Genomic DNA, 15,117 nt, shown 5'->3' with positions numbered 1-15,117 from the left:
GGGCCGTTGCCGTGTCGACCAAGGTCGACACCTACCGGGCCGTTGCCGTGTCGACCAAGGTCGACACCTACCGGGCCGTTGCCGTGTCGACCAAGGTCGACACCTACCGGGCCGTTGCCGTGTCGACCAAGGTCGACACCCAGCGGGTAGTCGCCAACCTGGGTTGGCGCTCTTGCCGCCTCACCCCGCGCTGCCGCCCAGTGCCTTGAACAGGGTGACGTCGTTGTTCAGCTGGCTCTGGCGCACGCGCGCCAGCGACAGCTCGGCATCACGCCGGGTCTGCTGGGCCTCCAGCCAGGTGCGCAGGTCGGTGGCACCTACGCGGTAGCGCACTTCCTGCGCGCGCTCCACTTCCACCGCTTCGTCATACGAAGCCTGCGAGGCCGCCACCTGGCGCGCCAGCTGCTCGCGTGCCGACAGCGCGTTGTCCACTTCCGACAGCGCGGTGTACAGCGTCTTGCGGAAATTGGTCGCGGCGATCTGATAGCTGGTGCCGGCGATGTCGGTATCCAGCTGCGCGCGCTGCAGGTTGAGGAACGGCAGCGACAGGCCGGCGCCCAGCGTGGCCACCGGGTTGCGCAGCACGTCACCCAGCGACGTTGCACTGGAGCCGAGGCTGCCGGTCAGGCTCAGCGCCGGGTAGTACTGGGTAGCGGTCACCTTGATGGTCTTCAGGCTGTTGCGCAGGCGAAGTTCGGCCGCGCGCAGGTCGGGACGGCGGCCGAGCAGCTCGGCCGGCAGGCCTTCGTTGATCCCGGGGCTGCGTGCGCCCAGCAGGTCCTGCGGTTCGTCCTGCTGCGGCCAGGGCGTGCCGTCCAGCAGCACGGTCAATGCATTGCGCACCTCCACCCGCTGCTGTTCCAGCGCGCTCTGCGAGGAACGCTGCGACTGCAGGTTCTGCAGCGCCTGGCGCACTTCCAGGCGCGATACCGCACCAGCGTCGAAGCGGGCCTGCACCAGGTCGCGGGTGCGCTCCAGCCGCTCCAGGTTGGCCTGGCCGGTGGCGATGGACTGGTTGAGATAGGCCAGGTTCCAGTACTGGGTGATGGTGTCGCCGATCACCAGCAGCGCGGTGTTCTGCCGGTCTTCCTCGCTGGCCTCGGCTTCCCAGCGGGCGATGTCGCGCTGGGTGCGCAGACGGCCCCAAAGATCGACCTCCCAGCCCAGCGAGACGCCGGTGGAATAGCTGCGGCGCCAGTCGTCGGCCTGATCGGTGGCGCGGCTGGCATTGCCGCTGACGCCGGACGACGAAGGCTGCGGCCACAGCGCATTGCTGGCCAGGCCGGCCTGCAGGCGCGATCGCTGCACGGCCAGGCCAGCGGCGGCCAGATCGCTGTTGGCGGCCAGCGCCTGCGCCACCAGGCGATTCAGTCGTTCATCGCCGAAGCCCGTCCACCAGCTGTCCTGGAGGATATCGCGGCCCGGTGTATCCAGGCTGCTGCGCGGGTCGTCGGCCGGTGCGTTGAGGGTGGCATCGCCACGGCCGTAGCTGGCCGCCACGTCGGGGGCCTGCACCGGGTAGCGGCCCACTGATGCACAGCCAGAGAGGGCGAGCAGAACAGCGCCCACCAGCAGCAGGCGCGAGGGAGCAGGGAAGGGCAGTCGGGTCATCATCTTCATTCGCGGGCCAGGGCCTCCACCGGGTCCAGCTGCGCGGCGTTGCGCGCGGGCAGGAAGCCGAATGCCACGCCGATCAGGGTCGAGCAGGCGAACGCGGCAACGATCGAGGCGGTGGAGAACAGCACCTGGAAGTCACTGGCGAAGCGGCCGATCATCGAGCCCAGCAGCAGGGCCAGGCCGATGCCGAGCAGACCACCGAGCAGGCACACCAGCACCGCTTCGATCAGGAACTGCTGGCGGATGTCACTCTGCCGTGCCCCCACCGCCATGCGTACGCCGATTTCGCGGGTGCGCTCGGTCACCGAGACCAGCATGATGTTCATCACGCCGATGCCGCCGACCAGCAGCGCGATGGCGGCGATGGCGCCGATCAGCAGGGTCATCGTGCGCGTGGTCTGCTCGATGGTCTGGCGGATCTCTGCGCTGTTGCTGAGGAAGAAGTCCTCGGTGCCGTGGCGCAGGGTCAGCAGGCGGGTGATCGCTTCCTGCGCCGCATCCATCGGCGTGTCGTCGTCCACGCGCACGGTGATGCTGGAAACGTGGCTCTGGCCGAGCATGCGCGACATCACCGTGGTGTAGGGCACCCACACGCTGAGGCTGGTGCTGCCACCAAAGCCGAAGCTCTGGCGCTTGGCCACGCCGACCACGCGTGCCGGTACGTTGCCGAGCAGGATCACCTGGCCGACCGGATCGACATCGGGGAAGAACTGGGTCTGGGTGTTCTCGTCGATCACCGCCACCTGGCCGAGGCCCTTCACCGCGTCGGTATCGAAGAAGCTGCCGCTGAGCAGGGTCACGCCCTTGACCCGGAAGAACTGCTCGCCGACGCCACTGACCTGGGCCGTGGAGGACTGGTTGCGGTAACGCGCGGTGACCGAGGTCGACACGCTGGGGGTGGCGCTGTCCACGTAGCTCTGCTTTGCCAGTGCATCGGCATCGCTGGCCTTGAGCGTCTGTACCCGCGCCGAGCGCATGTCACCGAAACCACGGCCGGGATAGACGTCGATGGTGTTGGTGCCGAGCGCGCTGATGTTCTGCAGGATCTGCTGCTGCGAGCCATTGCCCAGCGCCACCACCGAGACCACCGAGGCGATGCCGATGATGATGCCGAGCATGGTCAGGAAGGTGCGCAGCCGATGTGCGTTCATCGCCAGCAGGGCCATGCGGAACGCTTCGGTGAAGCGGTCACGGGCCGCCCGCCAGCTGTTGCCGCGGGCCACGCCGGTGCTGGCCTCGCGCTGCGCGCGGTAGGTCGGTGCGTTCGGATTGGTGCGGTCGGCGATGATCTCGCCATCGCGGATTTCGATGATGCGCTGCGCGTGTTCGGCCACGCTCATGTCGTGGGTGACGATGATGATGGTGTGGCCTTCGGCGTGCAGCTCGCCGAGGATCGCCATCACTTCCTCGCCGGATTTCGTGTCGAGCGCGCCGGTCGGTTCGTCGGCCAGGATCACCTCGCCGCCGTTCATCAGCGCACGTGCGATCGACACGCGCTGCTGCTGGCCACCGGACAGCTGGCCCGGCTTGTGGTGCATGCGGTCGCCCAGGCCCAGCCGCTGCAGCAGCTGCTCGGCACGCGCGTTGCGCACCGGGCCGGGGCTGCCGGCATACACCGCCGGTACCTCCACGTTGCCGCGCGCATCCAGGTCGCCCAGCAGGTGGTAGCGCTGGAAGATGAAGCCGAAATGCTCGCGGCGCAGTTCGGCCAGTTCATCCGGCGCCATCCTGCCGGTTTCGCGGCCGGCCACCTGGTAGCTGCCACGGGTGGGGCGATCGAGACAGCCGAGGATGTTCATCAGCGTCGACTTGCCCGAGCCGGACTGGCCGACGATCGCCACCATCTCGCCGGCGTGGATGTCGAGATTGACGTCGCGCAGCACGGCGATCACATCATCGCCAGCCGGGAATTCGCGTCGCAGGTCGCGCAGGCGCAGCAGCGGCGCCTTCGTGCTCATCGGCGCGGACCCATGCCCGGGCCGCCGACCCGCATCTGCATGCCGCCGCGGTTGCCGCCGCCGGCGCTGGCACCGGCCGCACCGGCTTCGCCCACCACCACGCGTTCGCCTTCCTTCAGCCCGGACAGGATTTCGGCCGAGGCGCCGTTGTTGATGCCCACGGTGACCTTGCGCGGTTGCGGCTGGCCCTTGTCGTCCAGCACCCGCACCATGCGCTCGTTGCCGCGGCGCTTCGGTCCCAGCGCCACCGCCGGCACCATCAGCACGTCCTTGGCCTGCTTGAGCAGTACCGAGACCTGCGCGGTCATGTCGATGCGCAGGGTGCCGTCCGGGTTCTCCACGTCGAACAGGGCGTTGTAGTAGACCGCGCTGCTGGAACTGGAGCTGGACGAACTGCTGGAGCTGGACGAATTCTCGTTGGCGATCGAGGCCGGTGCCGGATTGATCTGGCGCAGGGTGGCGTGGTACTTGCGGTCCGGGTCGCCCAGCGTGGTGAAGTACACCGGCATGCCGGCCTTGATCTTGACCACGTCGGCCTCGGAGATCTCTGCGTTGACGGTGACTACGTCCAGCCGCGCCAGCATCACGATGGTGGGCGCGGTCTGGTTGGCGTTCACGGTGCGGCCTTCCTCGGCCACCACCGCCACCACGGTGCCGTCCATCGGCGCGGTGATGCGGGTGTAGGCCAGGTTGGCACGGGCGGTGCCCAGTTCGGTTTCGCGGCCCTTGATCTGCGCCTCGTAGGACTGCAGCTGGGCGCGGGCGGTCTTCAGCTGTGCCTCGGCGGCATCGTATTCCTGGCGCGAGGTGGCTTCGGCGGCCAGCATCTGCTGCTGGCGCGCGAACTCCAGTTCGGCCTGGCGCAGGGTGGCCTGCTGCACGGCACGCTGGGCGGTGACCTGGTCCAGCGAAGCCTGCGCGTTGAGCACCTGGTTCTGCTGTGTGGTGGCGTCGATCTCGGCGATCAGGTCGCCTTCCTTCACGGTGTCGCCCAGCTGCACCTTCAGCGACTTGATCTGGCCCGAGGCCTGGGCACCCACGCTGACCAGCTTGTAGGCGTCGATCACACCGGTGGCTTCCACGGTCTGCTCGATGTCGCCGCGGCTGACCGGCGTGGTCGCCACCGCCGGGGCGGCGGGTTTGCGCAGCAGCCACCAGGCGGCGACGGCCACGATGAGGGCGAGCAGGGCGATCAGTATCAGGCGACCACGGCGGGTCGCGGGCAACAGGCGGAACGTCACGTCGTGGCTTCACTCTCGGGGCCGCGGCGGCGGCGTTGGTGGGCATTGTGAAGACCGGGCGACAGGCGGCTCAATCCTCGGGGTATGTCTCTATGTAACACTGTCGGTGAATACGCGTAACCACAGGTATCCCGCTCATGGCTGGATACACTGGTACGCATTGCCCCGGATGCGGTTCAGCTGCCGACACGGGATGATCGCGACATGGAGACTGAAAACACGATGCATCGACTGCTGATCGTCGACGACGACAACGACATCCGCACCCTGCTGGCCGAGCAGCTCGGCCGTGCCGGTTACCAGGTGAGCACCGCCGCCGATGGCACCGCCATGCGCCAGCTGCTGGACCGCGAGCACGTGGACCTGATCGTGCTCGACCTCAACCTGCCGCGCGAGGATGGCCTGACCCTGTGCCGCGACCTGCGTGCGCGCTCGAACACCCCGGTGATCATGCTGACCGCGCGCGCCGAGCCGATCGACCGCGTGCTCGGCCTGGAAATGGGCGCCGACGACTACCTGGCCAAGCCGTTCGAACCGCGCGAGCTGCTGGCGCGCATCCGCAACGTGCTGCGCCGGACCGAGGCGCTGCCGGCCAACCTGGAGCCGCTGGCGGTGCGCCGTGCGCGTTTCTCGCGCTGGGTGTTCGATCTGGAGCATCGCCACCTGGTCGATCCGGATGATCGCGTGGTGGTGCTGTCCGGTGCCGAGTTCCGCCTGCTGCGCGTGTTCATCGCCCATGCCAACAAGGTGCTGTCGCGCGAACAGCTGGTCGCGCTCAGCAGCGGCCGCAACTACGAGGCGCAGGATCGCGCGATCGACCTGCAGGTCAGCCGCCTGCGCAACAAGCTGGGCGATGACGGTGGGCCGGATGGCCTGATCAAGACCGTGCGCAACGAAGGCTACGTGCTGGCCTCCTCGGTGAACCTGGAATAAGCCGTCATGAAGCGCCTGCGCCATTTCCTGTCCTCGATGGTCGGGCGGTTGTTCGTGATCCTGCTGTTGGGCATGAGCGTGGCTGCGATCGGCGCGACCATGCTGGCCACCTCCAAACGCCAGCAGGAGTTCGAGCGGCAGAACCTGAACCGCATCGCCGACCGCCTGCAGGGCTACGTCAACCTGCTCGATGGCAATCCAGAACTGCGCGAGCGACTGCTTGAGATCGGTGGGCCCAGCGTGCGTGCGCTGCAGCCCGGCGCGCGCCTGGGGCGGGCGGATACCGCACTGATGGAAGTCCTGGATGACCGGCCCGGCCCGGTGTCGCGCGCGCATGTGCACTTCACCTCGTTCCGTTCCTGCATTCCCAAGCTGCAGGATCTGCTGCCGCCACCGCCGCCGGGGCACCGGCGGCATCCGCGTGAGCGCGATCCGGCCTTCATTCCGCCCAAGTGCCGCGCGGTCGATGTGACGCTCAACGACGGTACGCTGTTGAAGCTGGCGCTGGATTCGCCGGCGGTGGCCCACAACGGCATTCTGGCCGTGGACCCGTGGTTCCTGACCCTGCTGGTGCTGGCCATCGCGGTGCTGGCCTACATCGTCGCGCGCATGGCCAGTGCGCCGCTGCAGGAGCTGGCGGCAGCCGCGGAGGATCTCGGCGACGATCTGCAGCGCGATCCACTGCCGTTGCGCGGGCCGCGCGAGGTGCAGCGCGCCGCCGAGGCCTTCAATGCCATGCAGCACCGCCTGCAGCGGCACCTGGCCGAACGCACGCAGATGCTGGCGGCGATCACCCATGACCTGCAGACCCCGTTGACCCGCCTGCGCCTGCGCCTGGAGAACGTCAGCGACGAGGTGCTGCGCGAGCGCCTGATCGGCGATCTGGCGGCGATGCAGGCACTGGTGCGCGAAGGCCTGGAGCTGGCCCGCAGTGCCGAGAGCGCCGAGCAGCGCGCCGCGCTGGATCTGGATTCGCTGCTGGAAAGCATCGTGGAAGACGCCGCCGAGGGCGGTGCCGACGTGGTCTTCGAGGGCGGCACCGGTGCGGTGCTGATGTTGCGCCCGCTGGCCATGCACCGGCTGTTCTCCAACCTGGTGGATAACGCCGTGATGTATGCCCACCGCGTGCGCGTGCGGGTGGAGCGCAGCGGCGGCACGATCACGGCGATGGTGTCCGACGACGGCCCGGGCCTGGCGGAAGACCAGCTGGAGGCCGTGTTCGACCCGTTCGTGCGGGTGGAAACCTCGCGTTCGCGGGAAACCGGCGGCGCCGGGCTGGGCCTGACCATCGCGCGCGCCCTGGCCGAGAAGGATGGCGCGCGGCTGTGGCTGCGCAACCGTGCCGAGGGCGGTCTGGAGGCGGTGGTGCAGTGGCCGGCCAGTGCGCAGGTGGTGCCGCCTGGCCGGCCCGGCTGAGTCCCGCCGGACGCACGCGATGACGCCGGGGCCAGGGTTTGGCCTATCATCTGCGCATCTCCCCAGTTTCTCCCCGATGAGTCAGCCCGTTCCTGACGGCACGCCGTTCCGCGTTGCCCGGTCGTTCCCGCTTGCTGCCATGCCCTGCAGCTGCTACCGGCCACTGCCGCCGAGCTGATGGGCAGGTCAGGGGACAACGGGTGCTGGGTGGAGCGCCGCGTTTCGAAGGCCAGGCAGGCACTGCAGCGCGGTCTGCTGTGGCTGTTGCTGGTGCTGGCGCTGCCGCTGCCGCTGGCCGCGCAGGAGGGCGCGCCGCCGCTGCGCGACTACGCCATCGACGTGTGGACCTCGCGCAATGGCCTGCCGCACAACTCGCTGCGCGATATCGCGCAGACCCCCGAGGGGCACCTGTGGTTTGCCACCTGGGAAGGCCTGGTCCGCTACAACGGCCTGGATTTCACCGTGTTCGACCGCAGCACCCGCCCGGGGCTGCGCGACAACGGCATCGGCGCACTGCTGGTCGATCGGCAGGGAGGGCTGTGGATCAGTGATTCGCGCGGTAACGTCAGCCATCGTGGCAACGACGGCCAGTGGCGGGTCTGGGAGCATCAGGCCGGCACCCCGCAGGTGCTGATCCAGTCCATGCAGATGGACAGCCAGGGGCGCCTGTGGCTGCTGTACGAAGGCAAGGGCATCGGCTATCTCACCCCGGACAAGGGCATCGTCTACCAAGCCCCGGCGGCCGACCTGCCGATGGCGATGAGCTTCACCAAGCTGGTGGTCGATGCGCAGGACCGGGTCTGGGTTGGCACGCTTGACGGGCTGGTGCTGCGCGACAACGACGGCGTGCTCAAGCGCGCGCCCGCGGCGTGGGGCCTGGGTGCCGGCACCGGCCTGTCCTGGCCGTACCGGGCTCCTGATGGCGCGCTGTGGATCGTCGCTGGCGAGCGCCTGTACCGCGTGGAGGACGATCAGCTGGTGCTGGTGCACCGGCTGCCGGGACAGCTGCACATGACCTCGATGCTGCAGGACCGGCACGGCGACCTGTGGCTGGGAACCGAGAACCAGGGTCTGCTGCGGATCTCGGCGCATGGCCTGGAACGATTGCCGGCCGGCCTGAACCTGCCGGGCGGGCGCGTGGTCAGCCTGCGCGAGGATGCCGAAGGCAGCATCTGGGTGGGGGCCAACGGTGGCCTGTACCGCCTGCGCGAAACACTGTTCAGCAGCTACACCGAGCGCGATGGCCTCAGTGGCGACTATGTGCGCACGGTGCTGGAGGACCGCGACCGCCAGTTGTGGGTCGGTAGTGCCAGTGGTCTCGACCTGCAGACACCCGATGGCCGCTTCCGCGCGGTTCCCCTGCACAACCGCGGCGGCAAGGCGCCATCGGTATTGAGTCTGGCGCAGGGCCCGGACGGCGACCTGTGGGTGGGTACGTTCGGCGACGGCGTTTACCGGCTGGACCGCGATGGCAGTCTCCGCCACAACTATGCGGCAGCCGACGGCATGCCGGGTGGCAACATCCGCGCGATCAGTGTCGATCCGCAGGGCAGGGTCTGGGCGGGTACGCAGAAGGGCGTGGTACGCATCGACGGCGACCGGGTGCAGGTGTCGACTGCCCCGGGCATGCCCGGTGGCCTCATCACCGCACTTGAGCATGACCACCAGGGCAACCTGTGGATCGGCACCATCGAGGGCATCCGCGTGCTGCGTGGCGACCACGTGCAGTCGATCGACCTGGCACCGATGGGCGGGGGCCGCAGTGTGTTCGGTTTCCACCAGCTGGGCGACGCGATGTGGATCAGCAGCGACCGCGGCCTGTACCGTTGGCTCGACGGAAAGCTGGCGCGCGTCGGCCTGGAGCAGGGCATGCCGGTGGATGCGGTGTTCCAGCTGGTGCCGGATCGTCTTGGCAACGTGTGGATCAGCAGCAACCGCGGCGTGCTGCGCACCGACATGGCGACCCTCAATGCCGTGGCAGATGGCCGCGCACCACGAGTGGTGGTGGAGCGCTACAACGAGATCGACGGCATGGCCAACGCGCAGGCCAACGGCAGCTCCGGGCCATCGGCCATCCTGCGCCAGGACGGCACCTTCTGGGTGGTCACCGCCGGAGGCCTGAGCACCGTCGACCCGCAACGCCTGCAGCGCTTCCGCGAGCGCCCATCACCGCCGGCAGCGATCGAGAGCGTGCAGGTGGATGGCGCACCCGTGCATTGGGAGGGCCCGGATCGCAACTACATTCCCGGCGGCCGACGTCTGGCGGTGAGCTATGTGGGCCTGAGTTACCTGATGTCGGACCGGATCCGCTATCGCACGCGGCTGGATGGCCTGGACACCGGCTGGGTCGAGCGCGGCCCGCAGCGCAGCGTCGAGTTCGTCGGCCTGCCTCCGGGTGACTACACCCTGCACGTGTCGGCGGCGCATCCAGGCGGGGCCTGGGGCCAGCAGGAAGCCGTGTGGAGCTTCACGGTGGAGCCGTTCTGGTGGCAGCGCCGCAGCGTGCAGATGCTGGGCGGGCTGCTGCTGCTGGCCGGGCTGGTTGTGCTGTACCGCCTGCTGCTGCAGCAGCTGAAGGCCAGCAACCTGCGCCTGGCACGGCGCGTGGACGAGGCAACCTTCGACCTGCAGGCCAAGACCGTGCACCTGCAGGCGCTGAACCAGGAAAAGACCGAACTGGCCGAGCGCCTTGCACGGCAGGCCGAGGCCTTCGAGCGGCAGGCGCGCGAGGATGCGCTGACCGGGCTGGCCAATCGCCGTGCCTTCGACGAAACGCTGGCGCGCGACTTCGCCCGCTCACAGCGCAGCGGCCACCCGCTGTGCCTGGTGGTGCTGGACATCGACCACTTCAAGGACGTCAACGACCGGCACAGCCACAGCATCGGCGATGCTGTGCTGGTGCAGGTGGCCCGACTGATCGCCGCGGCCTGCCGCGACTCGGACCTGCCCGCGCGCACCGGTGGCGAGGAGTTCGCGCTGCTGCTCAACGACACCCGCCTGGAAGAAGCCGCGCAGCTGTGCGCGCGCCTGCGTGGCCTGTTCCATGACCACCCCGACTGGGCCGGAGTAGCGGGCCTGCGCGTGACCTTCAGCGCAGGCCTGGTGGAACTGGATGCCGATGACCGCACCCCGGCGCTGCTGTACCAGCGCGCCGACCGCGCGCTGTACCGCGCCAAGAGCGACGGCCGCGATCGTACGAGTATTGGTTGATCGCATCCACGCATGGCGTGGATCTACTGGTGTTGTCGTACTACCCGGCAGTGCCGACCAACGGTCGGCACCCACCAGAGAAGTGACTCACTACAGAGGTGATCGGCAGGCCCCCAACGAGCGCAGCGACCCGCTGCTGCTCCCGCTTCTTCTGATCTTTCCGTGGCGCTCAGCAACGTGTCCGTGGCCGGACGGGTGGGCTGCGCAGGGGCGTGAGCCGCATGGGCCTGAGGCATGCCTCGGGCGGGTTGGGCCGGATGCCCAACCCCGGTCTTGCCGTGTGCGCAGGACAGCGCACACGAGCAAGCGGCGACCGAGCTTACATGGACGTACGTGCAGCGTCCCCTGCGCAGTCCACCCGTCCGGCCCACCTGATGATTCGCTTCACGCCACGAGGGGCTCCGCCGTTGGCCGCTTCACCGCGGCCAGGCATTGGCGATGGTGCAGAACAATCGTGCGGTCTGTTCGGTGTCATACACCGCGCTGTGTGCTTCGTTCGCATCCCAGCCCAACCCGGCGGCCGTGGCTGCACGCGCCAGCACCGTCTGCCCGTAGGCGATGCCGGCCAGGGTGACGGTGTCGAACACGCTGAACGGATGGAACGGATTGCGCTTGTGGCCGGTCCGGGCCACGGCGGCGTTGACGAAGCCCAGGTCGAAATGGGCGTTGTGGCCGACCAGGATCGCGCGCTGGCAGCCGTACTTCTTCATCGCCGCGCGTACCGGGGTGAAGATGTGGTCCAGTGCGGCCTTCTCTTCCTTGGCCAGCCGGAACGGGTGGTCGAGGATGATGCCGGTCACTTCCAGCGACTTCGGGTCGATCTCCAGGCCCTCGGCCGGCACCACATGGGCACTGGCGGTCTGGCCGGGGTAGAGCAGGCCGTTCTCGTCCATCTCGATGGGCACCGCGGCGATTTCCAGCAGGGCGTTGCGCTGGCTGTCGAAGCCGCCGGTTTCCACGTCCACCACCACCGGCAGGAAGCCGCGGAAGCGTTGTGACATCGCGCGCTGCGCCTGGGGGATTGCGGAATCGGAGGCGGCGGCAGGTGCGGGAGTGGGGTCATTCATGCGTGAATTCTATCAGAGCGGCCTTGAGCGTCCGGCCAGCCTTCTGTGCATGGTGGGCGTGTGTCGACCAAGGTCGACACCTACCGGTGCACCGCGCGCCCAGGATTCCGGTAGGTGCCAACCTGGGGTGGCACGGTGCGCGCCGACCCAGGTTGGCACCTACCGGAATCCTGGGCGCGCAGGCGTGGCCGAGGGAGACCACCGTGCCAACCACGCATCCACGCTCAGCCTGCCGGCGCCGCTGAAAATCAACGGCAGCAGCATCGCCATGAACAGCACCGGCAGCTTGAAGTTGCCGAAGCCCTGATCAGTGATCGCATAGCCCATCGCGAGGTCGCCCAGCGAGTCCCATTGCATCGGCCAGTGCACGGCGTAGGTGGCCACCACGGTCAATACCAGCAGGCTGGCGGCGGCGAAACGCGTACCGAAACCCAACAGCAGGCAGGCCGCGCCGACCAGTTCGAACCAGGTCGCCAGCTGCCAGTTCAGCGTGCTCGGCAGCTGATCGAACGGGAACGGAAAGGCATCGTGCAGGTCGGCGAACCAGTTCTGGCCGTGCAGTTTCTCGCGGCCGGATTCGAAGTACTCCCAGGCCAGCAGCAGGCGCAGGCTGAGCGGGGCCAACCAGGGGGCGAGACGGTCCAGCTGGCCACGCGCGGTGGCCAGGGTCGGAAGGTTCATCAGGGGGTCTCCGCGAATGAGGTGTGTCAGGGAGGGGCTGTGAGCGGGCCGATCACGCCGGCCTGCAGGAACTGCCGCAGCAGCGCGGCACCGGGTTCGGCCAGCGCATCCTCGGCCAAGCCGTGCGCAGCGGCCAGACGCTGCAGGTAGGCCTGTCCATCAAGGCCGGGCTGTTCGCCGATGCTGGACAGCAGGAACACCGCCAGAGGGCTGAGCGCGGCGAATCGCACCTCGCCGTCGGCATCGCGGCGCACCAGAAGGCCAGTCGGCTCGGCCGGCGGCTCGGTCGGTGCGTCCTCGGCACCGAGCCGGTGCACCGGCCACTGGTACAGCAGCGGCCATGCCAACGGCGAGCGCTGCAGCGGCACCCGCAGCGGGTCGGTGTCGTCCTGCGCCGGCAGCGGTTCGGCATCCAGCTGGTACAGCGCGGTTTCCACCCACTCGTAGTGGGTCAGTTCGGCCAACGCCGGATGCGGCAGCTGTGGCTGCGCCTGCAGCCACTGCACGAATTCGGCGGCCAGTTCGGTGAACAGCGGTGTCTGGCAGCGATGGGTCGCGAAGTAATGGCGCACCAGTCCGCTCCAGGCCGGCTCGCCGAGCAGGCGCACGCAGACCGGGAAGCCGTTGCTCAACAGGCCGAGCAGGTTGTTGAACAGCAGTCGTTGGTATACCGCGACCCGGTGTGATTCCAGCCCGGCCGGTGGCGGCACGCCCTGTGGATCACGCAGATGGGCAGTGAATGCGTGCTGCTGCGCGCGCAGGGTGTCGGGAGCATCAGCCATGTGCGCTCCCGGCGTGCGTCGCCTGCAGGCGGCGGATGGTCTGCAGCTCGCCCTGCAGTTCGGCGTAGGGCGGGAAGTTGAAATCGCGCTCAAGCAGGGTGGGGCGCGGGCCGATGCGCGCGTAGGTACGCGCCAGCAGGTCCCAGACGGGATCGATCACCGCACTGCCATGGGTATCGATCTTCAGGTCCGGTGCCTCGTCCAGGTGCCCGGCCACGTGCAGGCAGACGATGCGTTCTGCGGGCAGCCCGGCAATGAAGGTGTCGGCGTCGTAGCCGTGGTTGCAGGCGTTGACGTAGACGTTGTTGACGTCCAGCAGCAGGTCGCAGTCGGCCTCGGCGAGCACGGCGTTGGTGAAGGCCAGCTCGTCCATCGCCGGCTCCGGCGCAAGGTAGTAGGACACGTTCTCCACTGCGATGCGGCGACCCAGCAGGTCCTGCACACGGGCGATGCGTGCGGCGGTATGGCGCACCGCTTCGTCGGTAAATGGAATCGGCAGCAGGTCGTACAGGTGGCCGTCGTCGCTGCAGTAGCTCAGGTGCTCGCTGTACAGCGGCACGCGGTGCTTTTCCAGGAACTGGCCGACCTGTTCCAGCAGCTGCGTATCCAGTGGCGCGCTGCCGCCCAGCGACAACGACAGGCCGTGGCAGCTCAACGGATGGCGCTGTGCCAGCTCGGCCAGTGCATCCCCGGCAGGACCACCGACATGGATCCAGTTCTCCGGCGCGCATTCGAGGAAATCGAAGTCGCCCGCCGGTGCATCACGCAGCTCCTGCAACAGCGCCCGGCGCAGCCCCAACCCGGCGGCCGCCGCACGAAGCGGCAACCGCGGGCTGACGACGCTGGCGCGGACGTCAGTGCTTGCCACCGCACTTGCCTTCGCCACACTTGCCTTCGGCCGCCTTCTTGTCGCCGGACGTGGCCTTGGCGCCTGCCGCAGCGCCGGCAGCCTTGCCCTTGTCGGCGCCGCACTTGCCTTCGGCGGTCTTGCCGTCGGTGCCACACTTGCCTTCGGCATGCTTGGTCGCGTCAGCGGCCATCTTGGTGTCGGCGGCCTTGGCGTCGGTACTGGCCTTGGCTGCCTGTCCGGCAACCAGGTAGCCCTGGGCGAGGTCGCTCATGCTCAGGGCCGAGGCACTGGCGGTCATGCCCAGGCCGGCGGCCAGGGCGGTAGCAGTCAGCAGGGACAGGGTCTTGTTGGAACTGCTCATCGGTCGTGCTCCTGGGTGGTGTGGGCGGGTGCCCGGATGGCCGGCAGGGATGCCGGTGGAAACGATGGTGCAGCGATCCTACTCAACGAATCCTCGCCAAGAACTCAAATTTTCGTGAGGTTTGTTACAGAAGCATCCGGAAGGTTCGCACCGGGCAAGCCCGGCGCCCACAACGCGGGTGGAACACCCCAAAAAGAAGGCCGCTGTCACCAGGACAGCGGCCACCTTGGAGTCGACTCCGGTGTTGCAGTGCAGCGTCAGGGCTGGCCGGTGCTGGAGGTCTCGTCGCGCTTCTCGCGCGGCGGCAGCGGCTGCTCCCCGTGCACCAGGAACCACACGTTCTCGGCGATGTTGGTGGCGTGGTCGCCCACGCGCTCCAGGTTCTTGGCCATGAACAGCAGGTGCGTGCACGGAGTGATGTTGCGCGGGTCTTCCATCATGTAGGTCAGCAGCTCGCGGAACAGCGCGGTGTACTGCGCGTCCAGGCGGGCGTCGTCCTCGCGCAGTTCCAGTGCGGCGTCGGCGTCGTTGTCGCGGTAGGCGGCAATGGCACGACGGACCTGCTGCGCGGCCAGGCGGCCCAGCGCACGCAGGCCCTGGATCTGCGGCAGCGGCGGCACCTTGCCCAGCGCGATCGAACGCTTGGCGACGTTCGCTGCATAGTCGCCGATGCGTTCGATGTCGGCCGGGATGCGCAGGCCAGCGAGGATCTCGCGCAGGTCGCGCGCCATCGGGCCGCGCAGGGCCAGGCGCATCACGTCATGGCTGATCTGCTGCTCCAGCGCATCAATGGCTTCGTCGTTGGCGATGATGCGATGGGCGGCGTTCTCGTCGCGCTTCTCGATCACGTCCATCGACGCTTCGAGCTGGGCGACGGCCATCTCGCCCATGCGCACGATTTCGGCCACCAGGCGCTGCTGCTCTTCGTCGTAGCTCTTGACGATGTGGTCGTTGGGAAGGTTCATGGTCTGCAATCCGGGTAGAGCCAGGCCGTGCCTGGC

The 15,117-nt window shown here is 68.4% G+C and carries 13 protein-coding genes; 4 read left to right on the top strand and 9 right to left on the bottom strand.

Annotated features, from left to right (window positions below; all coding sequences use genetic code 11):
- Window positions 1-209 (top strand): hypothetical protein (locus AC5P8Y_RS16485; RefSeq protein WP_495202092.1); only part of this gene is annotated, 209 nt, incomplete at its 5' end.
- Here AC5P8Y_RS16485 and AC5P8Y_RS16480 read toward each other — a convergent pair.
- The 3 genes from AC5P8Y_RS16480 to AC5P8Y_RS16470 are packed head-to-tail and all read right to left on the bottom strand — an operon-like array spanning window position 181 to window position 4,816.
- A complete protein-coding gene (locus tag AC5P8Y_RS16480) occupies window positions 181-1,620 on the bottom strand; it encodes an efflux transporter outer membrane subunit (RefSeq protein ID WP_111188532.1) in 1,440 nt (479 codons plus the stop codon). The genes AC5P8Y_RS16485 and AC5P8Y_RS16480 overlap by 29 nt on opposite strands.
- A complete protein-coding gene (locus tag AC5P8Y_RS16475) occupies window positions 1,617-3,575 on the bottom strand; it encodes a MacB family efflux pump subunit (RefSeq protein WP_005412764.1) in 1,959 nt (652 codons plus the stop codon). Before AC5P8Y_RS16475 ends, AC5P8Y_RS16480 begins: the two co-directional genes overlap by 4 nt.
- The gene (locus AC5P8Y_RS16470) at window positions 3,572-4,816 is read right to left on the bottom strand and encodes an efflux RND transporter periplasmic adaptor subunit (protein WP_049402699.1); all 1,245 of its coding nucleotides are present in this window, start codon (window positions 4,814-4,816) and stop codon (window positions 3,572-3,574) included. The genes AC5P8Y_RS16475 and AC5P8Y_RS16470 overlap by 4 nt, the downstream gene beginning before the upstream one ends.
- 204 nt (window positions 4,817-5,020) lie before the next feature.
- Between AC5P8Y_RS16470 and AC5P8Y_RS16465 the strand changes: the two genes are divergently transcribed.
- From AC5P8Y_RS16465 to AC5P8Y_RS16455, 3 genes are all read left to right on the top strand, one after another.
- Entirely contained in the window at window positions 5,021-5,749 is a 729-nt protein-coding gene (locus AC5P8Y_RS16465; RefSeq protein WP_005408779.1) for a response regulator, read from the top strand.
- A 6-nt stretch (window positions 5,750-5,755) separates the two neighbouring features.
- Window positions 5,756-7,165, top strand: a complete 1,410-nt coding sequence (locus tag AC5P8Y_RS16460) for an ATP-binding protein (protein WP_005408780.1) — start codon at window positions 5,756-5,758, stop codon at window positions 7,163-7,165.
- Window positions 7,166-7,342: 177 nt separating this feature from the next.
- Window positions 7,343-10,375: a ligand-binding sensor domain-containing diguanylate cyclase gene (locus AC5P8Y_RS16455; RefSeq protein WP_049433551.1), complete on the top strand. Its 3,033-nt coding sequence runs from the start codon at window positions 7,343-7,345 to the stop codon at window positions 10,373-10,375.
- A gap of 416 nt (window positions 10,376-10,791) precedes the next feature.
- Here AC5P8Y_RS16455 and rnt read toward each other — a convergent pair whose 3' ends face one another.
- The 6 genes from rnt to phoU form a co-directional block, all read right to left on the bottom strand.
- The gene (gene rnt, locus AC5P8Y_RS16450) at window positions 10,792-11,442 is read right to left on the bottom strand and encodes a ribonuclease T (protein ID WP_032965690.1); all 651 of its coding nucleotides are present in this window, start codon (window positions 11,440-11,442) and stop codon (window positions 10,792-10,794) included.
- A 159-nt stretch (window positions 11,443-11,601) separates the two neighbouring features.
- Window positions 11,602-12,123, bottom strand: coding sequence for an HvfX family Cu-binding RiPP maturation protein (locus tag AC5P8Y_RS16445; RefSeq protein ID WP_111108350.1), 522 nt, complete (start codon window positions 12,121-12,123; stop codon window positions 11,602-11,604).
- Between the two features lie 26 nt (window positions 12,124-12,149).
- Window positions 12,150-12,905 carry an HvfC family RiPP maturation protein gene (locus AC5P8Y_RS16440; protein ID WP_111108351.1) on the bottom strand — a complete coding sequence of 252 codons (756 nt, stop codon included), beginning with the start codon at window positions 12,903-12,905 and terminating at the stop codon, window positions 12,150-12,152.
- Window positions 12,898-13,773 carry an HvfB family MNIO-type RiPP peptide maturase gene (locus tag AC5P8Y_RS16435; protein WP_111108352.1) on the bottom strand — a complete coding sequence of 292 codons (876 nt, stop codon included), beginning with the start codon at window positions 13,771-13,773 and terminating at the stop codon, window positions 12,898-12,900. The genes AC5P8Y_RS16440 and AC5P8Y_RS16435 overlap by 8 nt, the downstream gene beginning before the upstream one ends.
- The gene (locus tag AC5P8Y_RS16430; RefSeq protein ID WP_033834113.1) at window positions 13,760-14,116 is read right to left on the bottom strand and encodes a hypothetical protein; all 357 of its coding nucleotides are present in this window, start codon (window positions 14,114-14,116) and stop codon (window positions 13,760-13,762) included. Before AC5P8Y_RS16430 ends, AC5P8Y_RS16435 begins: the two co-directional genes overlap by 14 nt.
- 257 nt (window positions 14,117-14,373) lie before the next feature.
- Complete coding sequence (gene phoU / locus AC5P8Y_RS16425) at window positions 14,374-15,081, bottom strand: phosphate signaling complex protein PhoU (protein WP_005408787.1); 708 nt, start codon at window positions 15,079-15,081, stop codon at window positions 14,374-14,376.
- Window positions 15,082-15,117 lie beyond the last annotated feature (36 nt).

Source organism: Stenotrophomonas sp. YJH_SMC_12-1, from assembly GCF_059370935.1.
Note: the sequence above shows the minus strand (reverse complement) of the source record. Positions and strands in the feature narration are given on the sequence as shown.

Bases quoted from the DNA above. Each gene is read 5' to 3' on its own strand.
- AC5P8Y_RS16460 (WP_005408780.1), top strand. From the start codon at position 5,756: ATGAAGCGCCTGCGCCATTTCCTGTCCTCGATGGTCGGGCGGTTGTTC.
- AC5P8Y_RS16475 (WP_005412764.1), bottom strand. From the start codon at position 3,575: ATGAGCACGAAGGCGCCGCTGCTGCGCCTGCGCGACCTGCGACGCGAA.
- AC5P8Y_RS16445 (WP_111108350.1), bottom strand. From the start codon at position 12,123: ATGAACCTTCCGACCCTGGCCACCGCGCGTGGCCAGCTGGACCGTCTC.
- AC5P8Y_RS16440 (WP_111108351.1), bottom strand. From the start codon at position 12,905: ATGGCTGATGCTCCCGACACCCTGCGCGCGCAGCAGCACGCATTCACT.
- AC5P8Y_RS16480 (WP_111188532.1), bottom strand. From the start codon at position 1,620: ATGAAGATGATGACCCGACTGCCCTTCCCTGCTCCCTCGCGCCTGCTG.
- AC5P8Y_RS16455 (WP_049433551.1), top strand. From the start codon at position 7,343: ATGGGCAGGTCAGGGGACAACGGGTGCTGGGTGGAGCGCCGCGTTTCG.
- AC5P8Y_RS16465 (WP_005408779.1), top strand. From the start codon at position 5,021: ATGGAGACTGAAAACACGATGCATCGACTGCTGATCGTCGACGACGAC.
- phoU (WP_005408787.1), bottom strand. From the start codon at position 15,081: ATGAACCTTCCCAACGACCACATCGTCAAGAGCTACGACGAAGAGCAG.
- AC5P8Y_RS16430 (WP_033834113.1), bottom strand. From the start codon at position 14,116: ATGAGCAGTTCCAACAAGACCCTGTCCCTGCTGACTGCTACCGCCCTG.
- rnt (WP_032965690.1), bottom strand. From the start codon at position 11,442: ATGAATGACCCCACTCCCGCACCTGCCGCCGCCTCCGATTCCGCAATC.